The organism is Streptococcus sp. SCPM-O-B-15304 (M98) (assembly GCF_058200215.1).
The window spans coordinates 113,565-129,655 of the sequence record NZ_JBYQGQ010000005.1; the positions used below are offsets into that span (position 1 = coordinate 113,565).

A 16,091-nucleotide genomic window follows, 5' to 3' on the forward strand; every position below is an offset into this window, starting at 1 on the left:
TGTACTAAAAAATCCATCCTTAGGGATGGATTATAGACTGTTAACGCACCTCTGCATTCACTTTTTCTTCAAGTGATGCTTGAATTTTTTCCATGTAGCGTGCGACTTCTTCATCAGTCAAGCTATCTTCTGGATTTTGGAAGGTCAAGCTATAAGCCATTGACTTCATACCAAGTCCTAGTTTTTCACCTGAGAAGACATCAAAGAGTTTGATAGCTGTCAAACGTTTCACGCCTGCAGATTTGATGGCATCAACCACATCTTGGTGAGTCACTTCTGCTTTGAGGAGAAGGGCGATATCACGGCTGACTGCTGGGAATTTAGTAATTTCCACAAATGGAGCTACTGGTTGAAGAGCTTTCTCGATAGCTGAAAGGTTGAGCTCTGCTACATAAGTTTCTGGAATATCGTAAGCCTTAGCTGTAACAGGATGTACTTGACCGAGGAAACCAAGGACTTGGTCACCGAGTGAAATCAAGGCTGTACGTCCTGGGTGAAGGCTAGCGATTTCAGAGGTTGCTGTATAAGTCACTTCAAGACCCAAGCGAGCAAAGAGGGCTTCCATAATTCCCTTGGCATAGAAGAAGTCAACAGGAACTGCTGCTGTTTGGAAGTCTTTTTCAGCAACCAAGCCTGTCAAGGCAAAGGCAAAGCTATTGATTTCATTTGGCAATTCTTCTTTTGGATTACCGATTTGCTCGAAAACTTTTCCAATCTCATAAAGAGCCAAGTTTTTATTCTTACGTGCTACGTTGTAGGCAACTGTATCCAAAATACCTGAAACCATATTTTGACGGAGAACTGAACGGTCCACAGTCATTGGCCACATCAATTCTGTCAAATGACTTGGCTGAATCGTAAACTCGACTGCTTTTTCAGGAGTTGTTAGAGCATAGGTGATAATTTCTGTCAAACCTGCTCCCTCAGCGATAGTACGAACTTGACGGCGGAGTTTTTGTGTCGCAGTCAATTCACCAGCTGTTCCATCATCTTTTGGAAGACTAGTTGGCAAGCGGTCATAACCATAGATACGAGCGATTTCTTCAAAAAGATCCGCTTCGATAGTGATGTCCCAGCGACGACGTGGTACGCTTACTGTGAAGCTATCTGCATTTCCAGAAAGGCCAAATCCAAGACGACGGAAGACATCTTCTACATCTGCGTAGGAAAGCTCTGTACCGAGGACACGGTTGACGTCTGCAAGAGTAGAAGAAACTTCTACATCAGATGTATCCAACTGCCCTGCTGAAACGATGCCCTTCCGCACTGTCGCACCAGCCAATTCCGCAATCATGCTTGCTGCCGCATCAAGGGCTTCATTAACGGTTGCCACGTTGATACCTTTTTCAAAACGTGAAGATGATTCTGAGCGAAGATTGAGGCGACCACTTGTCTTACGGATAGATTTGCCATTGAAAACAGCAGCTTCAAGAACGACACGACTAGACTTTTCAGAGATTTCTGTAGCTTGTCCACCCATGACACCTGCAAGAGCTACTGGCTTGTCTGCTACAGTGATGACTAAGTCATTTGTTTCCAACTCACGTTCTTCACCGTCCAAGGTTACCAATGTTTCACCAGCACGAGCCTCACGCACACGAATCTCGCTTCCATCAAAGGTATCCAAGTCAAATGCATGCATTGGTTGACCAAAATAAAGCAAGATATAGTTGGTCACGTCGACGACATTGTTAATCGGACGGATGCCTTCATTCATGAGGAGGTTTTGTAACCATTGTGGACTTGGTGCAATGGTCACATTGTCAAAGATACGTGCAGCATAGTAAGGCGCCTTGTCTGTATCAATGCTGACAGAAAGAGCGTCTGCTGCAACTTGGTCTGTTTCTGTTAAAGTAAATTCTTTAAAATTGACTGCCTTGTCATAGATAGCGGCTACTTCGTGCGCTACCCCACGCATAGAAAGAGCATCTGCACGGTTTGGCGTGATAGAAAGTTCGATGATTTCATCATCCAAGTCTAGATAGGAGAAGACTTCCTCACCTGGAATAGCATTTTCTGGCAAGATTTGGATGCCATCTGCAAATTCTTTCGGTACAACGGAGTCAGAAATGCCCAATTCACCAAGTGAACAGATCATCCCGAGTGACTCTAAGCCACGGATTTTCCCTTTTTTAATCTTGTAGTTATCAGCAATGCGAGCACCTGGAAGAGCCACCATAACCTTGATACCTGCACGCACATTTGGTGCTCCACAGACGATTTGACGGGCTTCTTCTTCACCCACATTGACTTGGCAGACATGCAAGTGTGTTTCTGGCACATCTTCGCAAGACAAGACTTCTCCGACGACAATTTTTGAGAGACCAGCAGCTGGAGATTCCACACCTTCTACTTCGATCCCTGTAGTTGACATTTTCTCAGCCAACTCTTGTGATGGCACATCAATGTCCACCAATTCTTTTAACCATTTGTATGATACTAACATAATTCTGATCGTAAGATCTCATCAATCGAGACCTTTTCAATTCCTTTCTTTTTCTTCGAGTAAGCTCTTGCCATTTCTCACCGAGAGGAAATGACTAGAACTGTATAGGATTGTGTTTCATGTTTCAATCTTATTTAAACTGTTCTGAGAAGCGGACATCTCCTTGGTAGAATCCACGGATATCGTTGATTCCGTAGCGAAGCATGGCTACACGTTCTTGTCCAAGACCAAAGGCAAAACCAGAGTAAACAGTCGCATCGATACCACTCATTTCAAGGACACGTGGGTGAACCATGCCGGCACCCATAATCTCGATCCAACCTGTTTTCTTACATACGTTGCAGCCATCTCCACCACACTTGAAGCATGAAACGTCAACCTCAACAGATGGCTCTGTGAATGGGAAGTAAGATGGACGCAAACGAATTTGACGCTCTTCACCAAACATTTTTTGCACAATCAACTGAAGCGTTCCTTGAAGATCAGCCATAGAGATGTTTTTCCCTACAACCAAACCTTCGATTTGGTGGAATTGGTGACTGTGGGTCGCATCGTCTGTATCACGACGGAACACACGTCCTGGTGAGATCATCTTCAAAGGACCTTTAGAAAAATCATGGGCATCCATCGCACGCGCCTGAACTGGAGACGTGTGGGTACGGAGCAAGATTTCTTCTGTGATATAGAAAGTGTCCTGCATATCACGAGCTGGGTGGTCTTTTGGAAGGTTCATACGTTCAAAGTTGTAGTAATCTTGCTCCACTTCAAATCCATCCACAACTTGGTAACCCATACCGATGAAAATATCTTCAATTTCTTCACTAGTTTGTGTGAGGACGTGACGGTGACCAGTCGCAACTGGACGACCTGGAAGTGTCACATCGATGCTTTCACTTGCTAGTTGAGCTTCCACTTTCTTTTCTTCCAAGAGCTTAGCTGTTTCTTCAAAGGCAGCTGTTAGGACATCACGAGCCTCATTGACGTGTTTTCCGATAACAGGGCGCATTTCAGCAGAAACGTCTTTCATCCCTTTAAGGATTTCAGTCAGTGATCCTTTTTTACCAAGGACAGAAACACGCAATTCTTGCATCTCTTTTTCATTTTCAGCAGTAATCTGCTTCAAGCTAGCTAGCGTTTCTTCACGAAGCGCTTTTAATTGTTCTTCAATAGTTGACATAATTCCTCCATTAGTCACTCGTAAGATAAAAAGAAAACCACATGCCAAAAACTCCACTCGGAGCGTTGACACGCGGTACCATCCGTTTTTATCTGACAAGTCAGACCTTTATTTCTGAATCCATAGGCAAGTGAATTCACCCAGCTTTCATATAGAGAGCTTTCAGTCACGGCTCTCCTCCCTGATATACTTCTCCTGAGATACTAGTCTTGCAGATTCCTATTTAATTATTATTCATTTTATCAAAATTTAAGTAATCTTGCAAGATATTTTGCGACTAATCAACATAGTCTCCACCTTCAAAGCCATAGTACTCTTCTAAACTGAGACCACTAGCTGCGATTTCTTTGGCTTCTTTGCCAACATAGCGAAGGTGCCATTCCTCAGCTATATAACCCGTTTCCTTTTCCTTACCTTTTAGATAACGAACGACAAAGCCATAGTCTGCCGCATGGTCCAAAAGCCATTGGGCTGCCTTTTCTTCAGTGACTAGGTCTCCATTTGTTTCAATCAAGTCAAAAGCCAGACCAGTTTGGTGTTCACTATAACCAGGTCTTGCCGAATAGCGGTCAGCTTCAGCCTTGCCATCTTTATTTACATAGTTCTGATAAAGCTGAGTTTGAGTTTCATAACTTCTAAACCCACTATAGTGATCACTAATTGGGAAGCCTGCTTGTTGCATAGCTGCAATGAGTTTTAACAGTTCTGCCTTTGCGGTAGGATTTTCTCCAGGATTGTAATCTTTTGACATAGGATAATGCTTATTAGCCACAACGATCTCATCGTACTTGCCTTGAATGCTGTAGTGATCTCCTTTGTTAACCACTTCTGCTTTCTTTTGACTAGCTTCCTGAGACTTACTTCCCGCAGTTCCTTCTTGTACAGTTGATTGCTCTGCAGAAGACTTGGCCTCTGTAGTTGTTGATTTTTCTTGTGAACAAGCTGCCAATGACAAGACTAATAATCCTGATAAGATAAGGTATCTTTTTTTCATCTGTTATCCTTTCATTTAATCATCTGATTTAAAGTCTCAGATAATCTTGCAATCAAGTCTTCTAATTTACTTCCCTTAACCTGATATTCTTCAGCAATCATTTCTTCCCATGGAACCCACCAAACTGGACCACGACCATTAAGACCGTGTCCCTTCATATCACCCTCTCGTCTCGGGAAAATATGCCAGTGGACATGGGCATCTCCATTTCCTAACAACTCTACATTCATCTTTTCAGCAGAAAAAGCCTTAGAGACAGCTTCCTGAACCAGACTCATTTCCTCTAAAAATTGAAGTTTAACAGTTGGATGTAGATGATGCAATTCTGTGACATGTTCCTTGGCTAAGAATAGAGTGTAACCTTCAAAGTACTGGTGATCTCCAATGACAACATAGCCCGTTTCCAGTTCTTTTACAAAGTAGGGATTGTCACCAGACTTAATGAGTTCAATTCGATCACAAATCAAGCACATCTCAGTCCACCAACTCACTCTTGAGATAAGCATCCACCATACGCTCAGTAGCCACTACAGAATCAATATGAGTACGCTCATAAGAATGGCTTGATTCAATACCTGCTCCTAGAAGAGCGTGCTTAACCTCTGCTCCAGCTGACATCGCTGCCGAAGCATCCGAACCGTAAAATGGATAGATATCTAGCTTAAATGGAATGTCTTGCTCTTTTGCGAGAGCTACCAAATGTTGACGGAATTCATAGTGGTAAGGACCTGAAGCATCCTTAACACAGATAGAGACTGTGTACTCATCCGTCTGCTGATCATCTCCCATTGCTCCCATATCCACAGCTAGATATTCGACAACTTGACTAGGGATACTTGAGTTAGCACCGTGCCCCACTTCTTCAAAGACTGAAAAAGCAAAATGCGTAGTGACAGGAAGTTCAATTCCTTCTTCTTTGTAGACTTTGAGGAGATTAAGGAGAATAGCTGCGCTGACCTTGTCATCCAAATGACGAGACTTGATAAAGCCTGTCTCAGTCACGACAGTTCGTGGGTCAAAGCTGATAAAATCACCAACCTCGATACCGAGTGCGCGTGTTTCTTTTTCATTGGTCACTTTTTCATCCAAACGAACTTCCATATTGTCCTGTGTACGTTCCGCAGTTCCAGCATCTTTGTAAACGTGACAAGAAGTTTGGTGGATCAAAATCGTACCTGATACGGTTTTACCTGTGCTAGCTACATGGACCGTGCAGTTTTCGCCTTCAATCATGTTCCAAGGATAGCCACCGATACGGTCCATCTTGAGACGACCATCTGATTTAACAGCACGAACAATGGCACCCAAGGTATCTACATGGGCAGTTACATAGCGTTGTTTGTCATCATTTTTACCTTTAACAGTAACGTTGACACCACCTTTAGCAGTACGGATTGGTTGATAACCTAGTTTTTCAAGCGTCTCAACTAAATAATTCGTAATTTCACGCGTAAAACCTGTTGGTGACGCAATAGCAGTTAGTTCTTTGATATATTCTACAGTTTGATTCATTTTTTCACCTCTTGTTACCATTATATCACTTTTCCCATCGTAGTATGTGCAAAAAAGAAAAACTTAAAATACTTTGATTTTAAAATTAATCTATGGTAAAATGAAGTAAAGTATTATGATGAAAGGAATACAAAATGAACAAATATTTCAAAACGACACTTTTCTTAGCCTTGCCTTTGGCATTCTTGTTGGGATGTTCAAAACAATCCTCAACCACTTCTTCTAGCTCTTCTACACCAGAAACGACTGAAGTAAAAACTTCTGAATCTAGCACTACTGAAAAGAAATCCGAATTAAAAACTGCGACCTTTGTGAACGATTCTCAGCCTGGTGTCGTATCAACCTTAACTTATACAGTTGACGGTGATAATGTTGTCAAACAAACTGCTCATAATGTCGCTGATCCTGAAGTCCTCAATAATACTGCAGATGCTGTAAAAAGTATTCTTGAAGAAACCTACAAAGGCTATAAGGGACTTAAAGGGGTAACTTTCTCAATCGAAGTTAAAGATGGTAAAGTCGTACAAGATCTTGAGATTGACCTTTCAGTTGCAAGCATTGACGAACTTAGAAAAGCTTTACCAGAAGAATACTCAGGCGTTGGAAAAAACGTAAGTTTTAAAGCCTCTAAAAAAATGTTAACAGACCTTGGTTATACAGAAAAAAACTAAGTAACTAAAACTAAATAGAAAAAACTTGGCCGATGCCAAGTTTTTTCTATTCCATTTCAAAAGCTTCACTTTCTTGTTTATTTGGAAGAACAAGAGAAAGTAGAATTCCGATAATAGCTGGTACCAACCATGGCAGAGAAGCCTCCGCAAATGGTAGAGCGTTCACGATATTTGCAAGGACCTCGACTTTAAAAGTAGATCCTAAAACACTTGCAATAGCAATGGCTGTGACAATACCAACAGTTAATTGCATTCCTGGTTTTGAAAGAGCGACAAACTTATTCACAATCACAATCATGACAATGGCAATCGTAATTGGGTACAAAATAACGAGAACTGGTACAGAGTACTTAATAATAGCACTCAAACCAAGATTTGCAATGGCAAAACCAATCAAGGTAAAGACAGTCGCATAAACCTTGTAGCTGATTTGTGGGAAACGTCCGTTAAAGAACTCGGCAGTTGATACAATCAACCCTACAGTCGTTGTAAAGCAAGTAACGGTTACCATAGCCGCAAGGAAAAGCTGAGCAGTAGAACCAAAGATTTCTTGAGTCGCTTGAGACAAGATATAAACTCCCGGAGTTCCACTCTTCATTGCTTCTTCTGTTACTGGGAAATGATTGCCCAAGAAACCTAGCCCGATGTAGAGAGCACTAAATCCGAGTGCTACAACGATTCCAACCACCCAAATGGTTGAAATGTACTCTTTCTTACTTGAAAAACCAAGTTGTTTCAAGGTTTGAACTGCAATCACACTAAAGGCAACAGAAGCAAGCGCGTCAAGTGTATTGTATCCTTCAAGGAAACCTGCACCAAAGGCTGAAGCTTGATAAGCGCCTGAAGCTGCTTGTGGTGCATTCCCACCATACTTGAAAGCTCCAAGGATAACCAGAATAACAATTAAGATGGCAAAAACTGGAGTCAAGATTCGACCGATACGATCCAAGATTTTTGAAGGATTCAACGAGATTAGGTAGGCAGCTACAAAGTAGAGAATGGTGAAGACAATCAAACCTAAACCTTTATCTGCTTGATCCAAGAGTGGACTAATACCAACTTCAAACGATGTCGTTGCTGTACGAGGGATGGCAAAGAATGGGCCAATCGACAAGTACAAAACTGCAAGATAAATCGTCGCAAACCATGGAGAAATTTTCTTAGAAATTTCATAGATATACCCCTTAGGATTAAGGGTCCCAATAATCAAAGTTAGGACGGCAATCCCAACACCTGAAAATACAAATCCTGCAATGGCAGGAAGGAAGTTTTCTCCAGACTGTGCGCCTAGAGTTGGAGGGAAAATCAAGTTACCTGCTCCAAAAAATATTCCAAACAGGAGTAATCCTGTTAAAGCACCTTTTTTAGCCATAAACTCTCCTTATTAAAAATAAAATACTTTCTTAGTATAACATGATTAAAGGCCAGAAAAGGCTGTCACGAAATAATTCTAAAATGTTTTCAATTTTCCGAATTTTAATGCAAAAAAATTCCCTTCGAGACCTTTTTTATTTTCAGTCTCAAAGGGAGTTTGTCTTATTCTAAAGCATCCATGCCACCTTTGACATTGATAACTTCATAGCCTTGTTCTGCTAAAAATTGGCAGGCACGTGCGGAACGGATACCTGATTTACAGATCACATAGTAAGGCTGGGTTTTATCTAGTTGCTCATAAGTATCTGCCAGTTGACTAAGAGGGAAATTACGAGCATCTTCTAAATGAAGAGCCTCAAATTCCTCTACTTCTCTCACATCCAATACAGAAAGCGCCTCTTTCTGATAAAGCTGGTAAAAATTGTTAAAAGTAATTTCTTTCATTTTTCTTCTCCGAGAATTTTTTGGATTCTATCTTTCAAGTCAGGCACAACTTCTGCCTCAAACCAAGGATTTTTTTTCATCCAGATTTGATTGCGGGGTGAAGGATGCACCAGTGGGAAATAATCAGGCAAATAATCCTTGAACCGATGCACACGGTCTGTCACCTTACCACTAACTTTCTCATGCAGGTAGTAGGCTTGGGCATACTGACCAATCAAGAGTGTTAATTGAATATCTGGCAATTCCTTCAAGAGTTCTGGATGCCATTTTTCTGCAAAACCTGGACGAGGTGGTAGGTCACCCGATTTCCCATGACCTGGAAAGTAGAAATCCATGGGCATGACTGCAAAGTAACCTGAATTGTAAAAGGTGTCTTCATCCACACCCAACCATTCTCGCAAGCGGTCCCCACTTTTATCCTTCCAGTATAGCCCTGCTTCTTGGGTTTTGAGACCAGGTGCCTGGCCAATGATATTGATACGAGCTGTTTTTGGTGCTGCAAAGAGTGGCTCGATGCCTTGCTCAGTATAGCCGGCATTTTGGGGATCCTCTATGATAGCTTGCTTGATTTTTTCGATTTGAGACATCTGTTTCCCTCCAAAAAGAAGTCCAAGCATAAAATCTCAGACTTCTAGATCATTATTTGATCAATTCATAAATAGCTTCAGCGTAGATTGCTGCTGCACGGAAAAGATCATCCAAGGCGATAAATTCGTTGGCTTGGTGCATAGTATCGATAGAATCTGGGAACATAGCACCGTAGGCTACACCACGCTCTAAGAGACGACCAAACGTTCCACCACCGATAACTTGTTCGTGACCTTTAAGACCTGTTTGTTTTTCATAAACATTCAACAAAGTTTGAACGAGTGGATCTTCCATTGGTACGTAGTGAGGAGTATGCCCATGTTCAGAAAGGCTAACTGAAGCAACTGGCAAGGTTTCAAGAACTGACTTGATTTGCTCTGGGCTTGTTCCTTTTGGATAACGGAAGTTGAGGGCAATAGTATTGTCAGCACTTGATTCGTCGAAGCGGAAAACACCCGCATTCATAGAAAGGGCACCCATCTTTTCGTCCACATGAGCTACTTTCAAGTTCTTCCCTTCGTGGTCATTCAAGAGAATCTTACCAGCAATATCGAGGTAGTCTTTTGCAGGTCCTTCAAAGGCAAATTGGCTGAGGAAGAGAGCAAGGTAAGTCGCACCATTGACACCTGAAGCAGGCATAGCACCGTGGGCAGATTTACCGATAATCGTAACCTTGTACTTACCATTCTCTTTTTGAATGTCTCCTCTAAGCTTATGCTCTGTAACAAAGGCATCTAGTTTCGCTTGCAAATCAGCCAAATCCCCTGAAACCACTGCTGTCGCTGATTCAGGAACCATGTTTTCACGTAAACCGCCTGTGAAACTGTGAAGACGAGCTGCACCCTTGTTTTCACCAGCAAAGTGGAGGTATTCTGTGATATTTCCTTTTTCACCATTAATAATAGGGAATTCAGCATCTGGAGAGAAACCAAAGTCTGGCTTCGCAAGTCCTACATGCTCAAAGTAGTAGTCCATATCTGCCCAGCCTGATTCTTCATCAGTTCCGACGATAAAGCGAACTTTTTTAGAAGTTGGAAGTCCCAATTCTTTGATGATTTTCAAACCATAGTAGCAAGCAGTTGTAGGTCCCTTATCATCTGAAGCACCACGCGCATAGAGACGACCATCTTTGATAGTTGGAGTATAAGGATCAGTATCCCAACCGCTACCTGCTGGCACCACGTCCATGTGGGCAAAGATTCCGAGAACTTCTTCACCTTCACCAAACTCAAAATGTCCTGCATAGTTGTCAACATTTTTTGTTGGGTAGCCATCACGATCAGCGATTTCAAGGAATTTCTCCAAAGCTTTTACTGGCCCTGGTCCAAATGGATGCTGCGCATCTGCCTTACTGTCATCGCGTTCTGAGTTGATTTCCAAAAGGCTAAACAAGTCAGCCAAGAGGTCTTCTTTACGTTTTTCTACTTCTGCTGTAAAATCAATAACTGTCATTTTTTCTTCCTATCTTTTTTCAATAATTTCATCTACTGGCAAGCGGTAGCTTGGTTCTAACTTCTCATCTGTGTATCCCACTGTAATCAAGAGCTCTGGACGGAAGCGTTCTTCGATTTCCAAGACTTCATTGGCTTTTGATTTGTCAAAACCAAGGATAATATTTGATCCGATTCCTTGGTCAGTCAATGCAAGGACTAAGTTCATAGCTACAAGCCCAGCATTAAGAGCCAAGTAGTCACTGACTTGCTGTTCGTTATAACGTGCAAATTCTGCTGGAAGATTTTTCATAAAGTACTGTAGTTGTTCTTCTGAGAAATTATTGGCACCACCAATTCGAGCAATCTTGCGGGCGCGTTTGGCTAGGTCTGTATCAGTAAACAAGGCAATGGTCACAGGTGCAGATGCTACCTGTTCAAAGTTTGAACCGTAAGCCAATTTTGCTAGTTCAGCATTTCTCTCACGAACCACGACAAACTTCCAAGGCTGACTGTTGTGAGCACTCGGTGCCAAGGTTGCGATTTCGATAGCTGTTCGAACATCCTTAGGATCAACTGGTTTATCAATAAAATGCTTGGTCGCATGACGTTTTTTATTTAACTCAAGAAATTTCATAATTGATTTCCTTTTCTATTTCTACTATTTCCATTTTACCACATTCTGAAAGAGCTTGCAGAGATTTTTCATTAGTGACACAAATTATCTTTTTTCAAATTCCACTTTCAGTTCTAGGCTCCATTTTAAAATTATAATGTTTCTCTATCGCCTCCATAAAAAATATATATTGGATATCTGATTGATTGTCTGGTAAGCTAGATACCATTAAGTAAAGGAGACTCTTATGAAAAAAATATTCTTATTATTAGCCATTAGTCCCTTGTTGGTCGCCTGTGGACAAGCCAAACAAGATAGTACTTCTACTGCCACTGCTAGTCCTAAAACCATTGTCGTAGCAACTGCTGGAGACATCCCTCCTTTCGACTTTGAGCAAGATGGAAGCCTAACTGGATATGATGTTGAGGTTTTAAAAGCAGTCGATGAAAAACTGGATCAATACAAGATTGAATTTCAAAAAACTGCTTGGGAAAGTATCTTCCCTGGAGTGGATGCTGGCCGTTACCAAGCTGCTGCCAACAACTTGAGCTACACCAAAGAAAGAGCAGACAAATACCTCTACTCTCTACCTATCGCAAAAAATCCTTTGGTTCTTGTGAGCAGAAAAGACAAGGCTCTTGCTTCTCTGCAAGATATCGCTGGTAAAACAACCCAGGATGACACCGGAACTTCTACTGCCAAGGTCGTTACAGACTGGAATCAAAGCCACTCCGACAATCCTGCTACCATCCAATATTCTGGCGAAGATGTGGCTAAGCGTCTGACTGACCTCGCCAACGGTGAATTTGATTTCCTAATCTTTGATAAAATCTCTGTTCAAAAAATTATCCAAGACCGTGGCTTAGACTTGAACCTAGTCGACTTGGAGAGCAATGATAATCCAAACAACTATATCATCTTCTCAAGTGACCAAAAAGAATTTAAAGACCAATTTGACAAGGTCCTCAAAGAACTCTACCAAGATGGAGCCCTTGAAAAACTCAGCAAAACCTATCTCGGTGGTTCTTATCTACCAGATCAGTCTCAATTACAATAAAATATATTAAAAACGATTGGCTAGTCCAATCGTTTATTTAGTATCTGGTCGTTAAAGCAACTCTTACAAAAAATCAAAATAGTTTTTGACATCCTCGACATAGCCATGCTTTTCAATTAAACTAGCTAACAAATCTCTATTATGGCCTTGATAGTTGTCCTCACGTCGTAACTCTTCATACATTTCGATAAAGGGAAGGTCTTTGGTCTTGGCTGATTCTAGCTCTGCTTCATAATCATAAGCAACCTTACGAAATTGGATATTGACCAATTCACCATTTTCAACTTCAAGTAAGGCATACTGGGCTCGGTGATTTTTCAGCCCTTCCCAGTCAAAATAAGGCATACCAATCGAACCTGGATTGATAATTTGTTGCCCTTGGCTACCATAACGCAAAAGCTGTTTATGAACATGTCCATAGACGGCTACATCAGTAGTTTCATCAAGTAGCTGGTCAAATTTATCGGTATTATTTTCAACCAGTAAATCTCTACCATAGTTTTTCTCAGGCAAATTATGAGAAAGAGAAAAGCGCAAGCCATCGACTTCTTTCTTGGCTACCATAGGTAGCTTTCTCAACCAATCAATATGCTCGGGGTTTATGCGCTCCATCAGATACTGAGTCATCCTGAGAAACTGAATTTCTTCGGGATCCTCTAAACCATATTGCCCATCTAAAGCCTCTAACACACAATCATCCCAGTTTCCTCGAACGGATACTGTAATGGGAAGGTCTTTCAAAAGATCCACCAAGTCATTTGCTCCTGGACCAGGAAGAAAAATATCTCCCAGAAGCCAATATTCAGTTGCTCCCAAATTTTCAGCGTCCTCAAGCACTCCAGCTAAGGCTGTCGTGTTGCCATGAATGTCTGATAAAATTGCAATCTTATGGTTCATTTTCTGCTCTTTCTTTATTGGATAGCATTCAGGGTATCCAAATCACTCTTATTTTTCTTCATTATAGCATAAAATCTCTAGAAGATTCTCGTATGGAAATATTATCACCAAGATTCTTTTAAAAATATGTCAAAAATAGTTGACATTATGTTCTTAAAAGAATATACTATAGTCAAATATATGTGACATTAACTAAAAAGGAGGAAGCATGAATCGTGTGAAAGAATTCCGCAAGGAACTAGGAAAGTCCCAACTCGAACTTGCCAAGGATATCGGTGTCTCTAGGCAAACTATCAACATGATTGAGAACGACAAGTACAATCCTACCCTGGAACTTTGTCTCAATCTCGCCCGCAGCCTCCAAACTGACCTCAACAGTCTCTTTTGGGAAGACGATTTTTAAAAAGGAGAAGAAAAATGAAAAAAGACCCCCTCTATGAAAAACTAATCAAACGTATCTATGGCATTTCAGGGCCACTTGATGAACACAAACGACGCGAGGCTGACCACATCGGGAATAAAGTCTTTATGATTCTCTTTTATCTCATGACTCTAGGCAATTTCATCCCCTTTGTCCTTGCTTATAAATATCCCCAAATGGTCGCTTTCGGATATCCAATCATTATTTTTCTGGTTTCCTTGGTTTGTGCTCTCTATGTCACTACTCAAACTAAAAAAACTGGTATTGCTGCTATCGATCCTGATATGTTGAGCCAGAAGGAAAAGAAACAGTTACGTAATCCTGGACTTAAAGCTGGTCTGGTTTATGGAATAGCCATGTTCTTTGGCATGCCACTTCTCAATATCCTAATGGATGATAGCAAAAGCTATCTTACCGCTCTTTTGAATACAAGAAGTATCTTGTCAACCATCGTTGCAGCCTTCTTTTTCGGATTAACAGTGCATATTGTCATCACTCTTCGTATTCAAAAAGCTAGAGAAGATCAAGACGACGATTAGGAGGAAACTTATGAAATCACTACAAACTTTAATTCTCAGTCATATTTTGATCAGTATCTTTATGACAGTTTTCCTGGTTTATGGCCAAATTACGCGTCCTTTTCTGATCATCTTCCTCTTAGCCCTTCCTGTTTTGAACAAAGGACAAAGATTTCAGAAAATTAAATCAAAAAAAAGACGCCTCTTAAACGCATCTCTCTGCTTTATCCTCGTATCACTCCCACAACTGATAACGAGTTCTATGGATTGGAGATATCTACTATTTCTAACCATCTGTATCGTTTTTAGTCTAGTCTACTTCTATACTCTCTATCAACTCTTTAAAGAAGCTAATCAAAAACAAGGTTATTAAGAGGTCACTACCATGAAAAAAGAAGACTTAACCACTCGCTTAGTTCGAAATTTCTTTCATATCCAAGGACCCTTTGATGAATGCCGTCAAGAGGTCATCTACAAGGCTTGCGCCCGTTCCATGGTCCAAATCTTTTACTCTTCCTTCTTTCTCTTCCTGTTCTATATTTTGTTCGGACGCTTTATAGAAATTGTTCGAAATGTTATGCCCTACATCTATTTTGGACTCATTTGGTTCATGGGTATAAAAGCTCAAAGAGCCGTCCAAGAGCTTCATCTTGAGAAGGATGACAAATCAGAAATCATCTACAAAACCTACAGCAAACACCAAATCAAAGTTCGTAGTTGGTTGGTATTTATAAGTATTGAGATTGGCCTATTTGCCCTGTTGCTCTTTCATAAACTCTTCGTTCAGCAGATACCTCTATCAATTTTCTTGGAAAAAATCATCCAAACAGAGATAATGGTCCCCTTACTTGTCTTTGGTCTTAGTATTGGAGCAATCTTTGGGACTATGGTCTACAGCTTTCTATCACTACATAAGGAAAAGTAAGAAACTGCTTGGATTGTTGGTTATAATAGCTATCAACCTAACAGAAAGAACATCCCCTAACACTTCTCAGTGCTAGGGGCTTTTTTAGTTCCTTAAATACCGCATATATTCTACTAATACATAGATAAGGATTGTTAAACAAATGATAGTTTCCAGCCAAACGAGGAGGTTAAGGACTGGAATCTGCAGAATGCCTTGGGCCATTTTCAATGAAGTTGCTGTGATGATAGTTGGGAAGGTTAGGGCTGAAAAAGCTGGTTGAAATCCCTGTTTTAAAATCCTTGGCAAACGACTGAGGACAAAGAAAAAGAAAGCCTGCGATGCAAGTATCATGACTAGCAAAATCCAGCCATGAAGAGCTGAACCTCCGATTCGAACGAGTGCTGCTAACAGTAGAGAAAAGGGAGCACAATAAATTCCTTCTTGCCCCAGTAAAGCCCGTGGCAATGGATTACTTTTCAAATCTTGATAAATCAGAGGATAAAGGAAAAGGGTTAAGGTAAAGCCAAAAATCCAAGCGCCATAGGCAATCTCGACTATCCCCACCACTGGGTAGGTCAAGCTTGCTACTGCTATCCCCACATAAAGAACTGTCCAACTTGGCGTTGCGCTCGTTCTTGGTTTAGTCTGCACATAATTTTTAGTGAAATAGATGATTAAACCTACATCTAGAAGAAAGGCAAACCACCAGAGAATCTGCGCAACAATGCTCATGTTCACGGGTAAGATTCGCAACAAATAGGTTGATAAAATCATCCCTGCCATGGGAAAGGTCGCCATTCCCGATAATAGAGGAGCTTTCTTAAGTTCTTGCTGGCTTTCTTGCCAATCACTAAGATGACTGTATAAAAAATAAAACCATAAAATCAAGCCTGACAAACTAAAGACGTGAGATAATAGTGGAAAAATATCCAGGATGAGATTGCCTGCTCCAGCCAATCCCAATAAGCACCCTGAAAAGGCCAAGGGGAGTTTTTTCATGTGAACCTCCAATAGTCATGTTATTATCAGTATAGCATAA

The 16,091-nt window shown here is 41.1% G+C and carries 18 protein-coding genes; 6 read left to right on the forward strand and 12 right to left on the reverse strand.

The window, feature by feature from the left end; translation table 11 throughout:
• Window positions 1–40 precede the first annotated feature (40 nt).
• The 5 genes from pheT to AC3E7H_RS04635 form a co-directional block, all read right to left on the reverse strand.
• A complete protein-coding gene (gene pheT, locus AC3E7H_RS04615) occupies window positions 41–2,446 on the reverse strand; it encodes a phenylalanine--tRNA ligase subunit beta (RefSeq protein ID WP_490676183.1) in 2,406 nt (801 codons plus the stop codon).
• Between the two features lie 130 nt (window positions 2,447–2,576).
• Window positions 2,577–3,623, reverse strand: coding sequence for a phenylalanine--tRNA ligase subunit alpha (gene pheS, locus AC3E7H_RS04620; protein ID WP_000103748.1), 1,047 nt, complete (start codon window positions 3,621–3,623; stop codon window positions 2,577–2,579).
• A 277-nt stretch (window positions 3,624–3,900) separates the two neighbouring features.
• Window positions 3,901–4,617 (reverse strand): LD-carboxypeptidase LdcB/DacB, encoded by a 717-nt coding sequence (ldcB, locus tag AC3E7H_RS04625; protein WP_485680874.1) that lies wholly within the window; start codon window positions 4,615–4,617, stop codon window positions 3,901–3,903.
• 11 nt (window positions 4,618–4,628) lie between these two features.
• Complete coding sequence (locus AC3E7H_RS04630; protein ID WP_490676198.1) at window positions 4,629–5,090, reverse strand: HIT family protein; 462 nt, start codon at window positions 5,088–5,090, stop codon at window positions 4,629–4,631.
• A gap of 1 nt (window position 5,091) precedes the next feature.
• A complete protein-coding gene (locus tag AC3E7H_RS04635; RefSeq protein ID WP_001077253.1) occupies window positions 5,092–6,129 on the reverse strand; it encodes a M42 family metallopeptidase in 1,038 nt (345 codons plus the stop codon).
• A 134-nt stretch (window positions 6,130–6,263) separates the two neighbouring features.
• Between AC3E7H_RS04635 and AC3E7H_RS04640 the strand changes: the two genes are divergently transcribed.
• Window positions 6,264–6,800: a DUF1307 domain-containing protein gene (locus AC3E7H_RS04640; RefSeq protein WP_001045999.1), complete on the forward strand. Its 537-nt coding sequence runs from the start codon at window positions 6,264–6,266 to the stop codon at window positions 6,798–6,800.
• Between the two features lie 46 nt (window positions 6,801–6,846).
• Here the strand turns inward: AC3E7H_RS04640 and brnQ are convergent, their stop codons facing one another.
• The 5 genes from brnQ to AC3E7H_RS04665 form a co-directional block, all read right to left on the reverse strand.
• The gene (gene brnQ / locus AC3E7H_RS04645; protein WP_001074604.1) at window positions 6,847–8,172 is read right to left on the reverse strand and encodes a branched-chain amino acid transport system II carrier protein; all 1,326 of its coding nucleotides are present in this window, start codon (window positions 8,170–8,172) and stop codon (window positions 6,847–6,849) included.
• A gap of 164 nt (window positions 8,173–8,336) precedes the next feature.
• Window positions 8,337–8,618, reverse strand: a complete 282-nt coding sequence (locus tag AC3E7H_RS04650) for a rhodanese-like domain-containing protein (protein WP_000659171.1) — start codon at window positions 8,616–8,618, stop codon at window positions 8,337–8,339.
• Complete coding sequence (locus AC3E7H_RS04655) at window positions 8,615–9,205, reverse strand: uracil-DNA glycosylase family protein (RefSeq protein ID WP_000078102.1); 591 nt, start codon at window positions 9,203–9,205, stop codon at window positions 8,615–8,617. The genes AC3E7H_RS04650 and AC3E7H_RS04655 overlap by 4 nt, the downstream gene beginning before the upstream one ends.
• A 52-nt stretch (window positions 9,206–9,257) precedes the next feature.
• Window positions 9,258–10,658, reverse strand: coding sequence for a dipeptidase PepV (gene pepV / locus AC3E7H_RS04660; protein WP_490676184.1), 1,401 nt, complete (start codon window positions 10,656–10,658; stop codon window positions 9,258–9,260).
• A 9-nt stretch (window positions 10,659–10,667) separates the two neighbouring features.
• Window positions 10,668–11,273: a nitroreductase family protein gene (locus tag AC3E7H_RS04665; RefSeq protein ID WP_490676185.1), complete on the reverse strand. Its 606-nt coding sequence runs from the start codon at window positions 11,271–11,273 to the stop codon at window positions 10,668–10,670.
• A gap of 226 nt (window positions 11,274–11,499) precedes the next feature.
• On the opposite strand from AC3E7H_RS04665, the gene AC3E7H_RS04670 reads away from it, so the two are divergent.
• A complete protein-coding gene (locus AC3E7H_RS04670; RefSeq protein WP_490676186.1) occupies window positions 11,500–12,309 on the forward strand; it encodes an amino acid ABC transporter substrate-binding protein in 810 nt (269 codons plus the stop codon).
• A 63-nt stretch (window positions 12,310–12,372) separates the two neighbouring features.
• Here the strand turns inward: AC3E7H_RS04670 and AC3E7H_RS04675 are convergent, their stop codons facing one another.
• Window positions 12,373–13,206, reverse strand: a complete 834-nt coding sequence (locus tag AC3E7H_RS04675; RefSeq protein ID WP_049508172.1) for a metallophosphoesterase family protein — start codon at window positions 13,204–13,206, stop codon at window positions 12,373–12,375.
• Between the two features lie 208 nt (window positions 13,207–13,414).
• Here AC3E7H_RS04675 and AC3E7H_RS04680 point away from each other — a divergent pair, with 208 nt between their 5' ends.
• From AC3E7H_RS04680 to AC3E7H_RS04695, 4 genes are read left to right on the forward strand one after another with little or no spacing between them, the layout of a single operon-like run.
• On the forward strand, window positions 13,415–13,609 hold the full coding sequence (locus AC3E7H_RS04680) for a helix-turn-helix transcriptional regulator (protein ID WP_006152985.1): 195 nt from the start codon (window positions 13,415–13,417) through the stop codon (window positions 13,607–13,609).
• Between the two features lie 14 nt (window positions 13,610–13,623).
• Window positions 13,624–14,166: a DUF3278 domain-containing protein gene (locus AC3E7H_RS04685; protein WP_049508171.1), complete on the forward strand. Its 543-nt coding sequence runs from the start codon at window positions 13,624–13,626 to the stop codon at window positions 14,164–14,166.
• Between the two features lie 10 nt (window positions 14,167–14,176).
• Window positions 14,177–14,518, forward strand: a complete 342-nt coding sequence (locus AC3E7H_RS04690) for a hypothetical protein (RefSeq protein ID WP_490676187.1) — start codon at window positions 14,177–14,179, stop codon at window positions 14,516–14,518.
• Window positions 14,519–14,530: 12 nt separating this feature from the next.
• Window positions 14,531–15,070 (forward strand): DUF3278 domain-containing protein, encoded by a 540-nt coding sequence (locus tag AC3E7H_RS04695; protein WP_075228453.1) that lies wholly within the window; start codon window positions 14,531–14,533, stop codon window positions 15,068–15,070.
• 84 nt (window positions 15,071–15,154) lie between these two features.
• On the opposite strand, the gene AC3E7H_RS04700 is transcribed toward AC3E7H_RS04695, so the two are convergent.
• Window positions 15,155–16,051, reverse strand: coding sequence for a TDT family transporter (locus AC3E7H_RS04700; protein ID WP_490676188.1), 897 nt, complete (start codon window positions 16,049–16,051; stop codon window positions 15,155–15,157).
• Window positions 16,052–16,091: the final 40 nt, after the last annotated feature.

Bases quoted from the DNA above. Each gene is read 5' to 3' on its own strand.
- AC3E7H_RS04630 (WP_490676198.1), bottom strand. From the start codon at position 5,090: ATGTGCTTGATTTGTGATCGAATTGAACTCATTAAGTCTGGTGACAAT.
- AC3E7H_RS04635 (WP_001077253.1), bottom strand. From the start codon at position 6,129: ATGAATCAAACTGTAGAATATATCAAAGAACTAACTGCTATTGCGTCA.
- ldcB (WP_485680874.1), bottom strand. From the start codon at position 4,617: ATGAAAAAAAGATACCTTATCTTATCAGGATTATTAGTCTTGTCATTG.
- pheT (WP_490676183.1), bottom strand. From the start codon at position 2,446: ATGTTAGTATCATACAAATGGTTAAAAGAATTGGTGGACATTGATGTG.
- AC3E7H_RS04695 (WP_075228453.1), top strand. From the start codon at position 14,531: ATGAAAAAAGAAGACTTAACCACTCGCTTAGTTCGAAATTTCTTTCAT.
- pheS (WP_000103748.1), bottom strand. From the start codon at position 3,623: ATGTCAACTATTGAAGAACAATTAAAAGCGCTTCGTGAAGAAACGCTA.
- AC3E7H_RS04680 (WP_006152985.1), top strand. From the start codon at position 13,415: ATGAATCGTGTGAAAGAATTCCGCAAGGAACTAGGAAAGTCCCAACTC.
- AC3E7H_RS04685 (WP_049508171.1), top strand. From the start codon at position 13,624: ATGAAAAAAGACCCCCTCTATGAAAAACTAATCAAACGTATCTATGGC.
- AC3E7H_RS04665 (WP_490676185.1), bottom strand. From the start codon at position 11,273: ATGAAATTTCTTGAGTTAAATAAAAAACGTCATGCGACCAAGCATTTT.
- pepV (WP_490676184.1), bottom strand. From the start codon at position 10,658: ATGACAGTTATTGATTTTACAGCAGAAGTAGAAAAACGTAAAGAAGAC.
- AC3E7H_RS04690 (WP_490676187.1), top strand. From the start codon at position 14,177: ATGAAATCACTACAAACTTTAATTCTCAGTCATATTTTGATCAGTATC.
- AC3E7H_RS04655 (WP_000078102.1), bottom strand. From the start codon at position 9,205: ATGTCTCAAATCGAAAAAATCAAGCAAGCTATCATAGAGGATCCCCAA.
- AC3E7H_RS04670 (WP_490676186.1), top strand. From the start codon at position 11,500: ATGAAAAAAATATTCTTATTATTAGCCATTAGTCCCTTGTTGGTCGCC.
- AC3E7H_RS04650 (WP_000659171.1), bottom strand. From the start codon at position 8,618: ATGAAAGAAATTACTTTTAACAATTTTTACCAGCTTTATCAGAAAGAG.
- AC3E7H_RS04640 (WP_001045999.1), top strand. From the start codon at position 6,264: ATGAACAAATATTTCAAAACGACACTTTTCTTAGCCTTGCCTTTGGCA.
- AC3E7H_RS04700 (WP_490676188.1), bottom strand. From the start codon at position 16,051: ATGAAAAAACTCCCCTTGGCCTTTTCAGGGTGCTTATTGGGATTGGCT.
- AC3E7H_RS04675 (WP_049508172.1), bottom strand. From the start codon at position 13,206: ATGAACCATAAGATTGCAATTTTATCAGACATTCATGGCAACACGACA.
- brnQ (WP_001074604.1), bottom strand. From the start codon at position 8,172: ATGGCTAAAAAAGGTGCTTTAACAGGATTACTCCTGTTTGGAATATTT.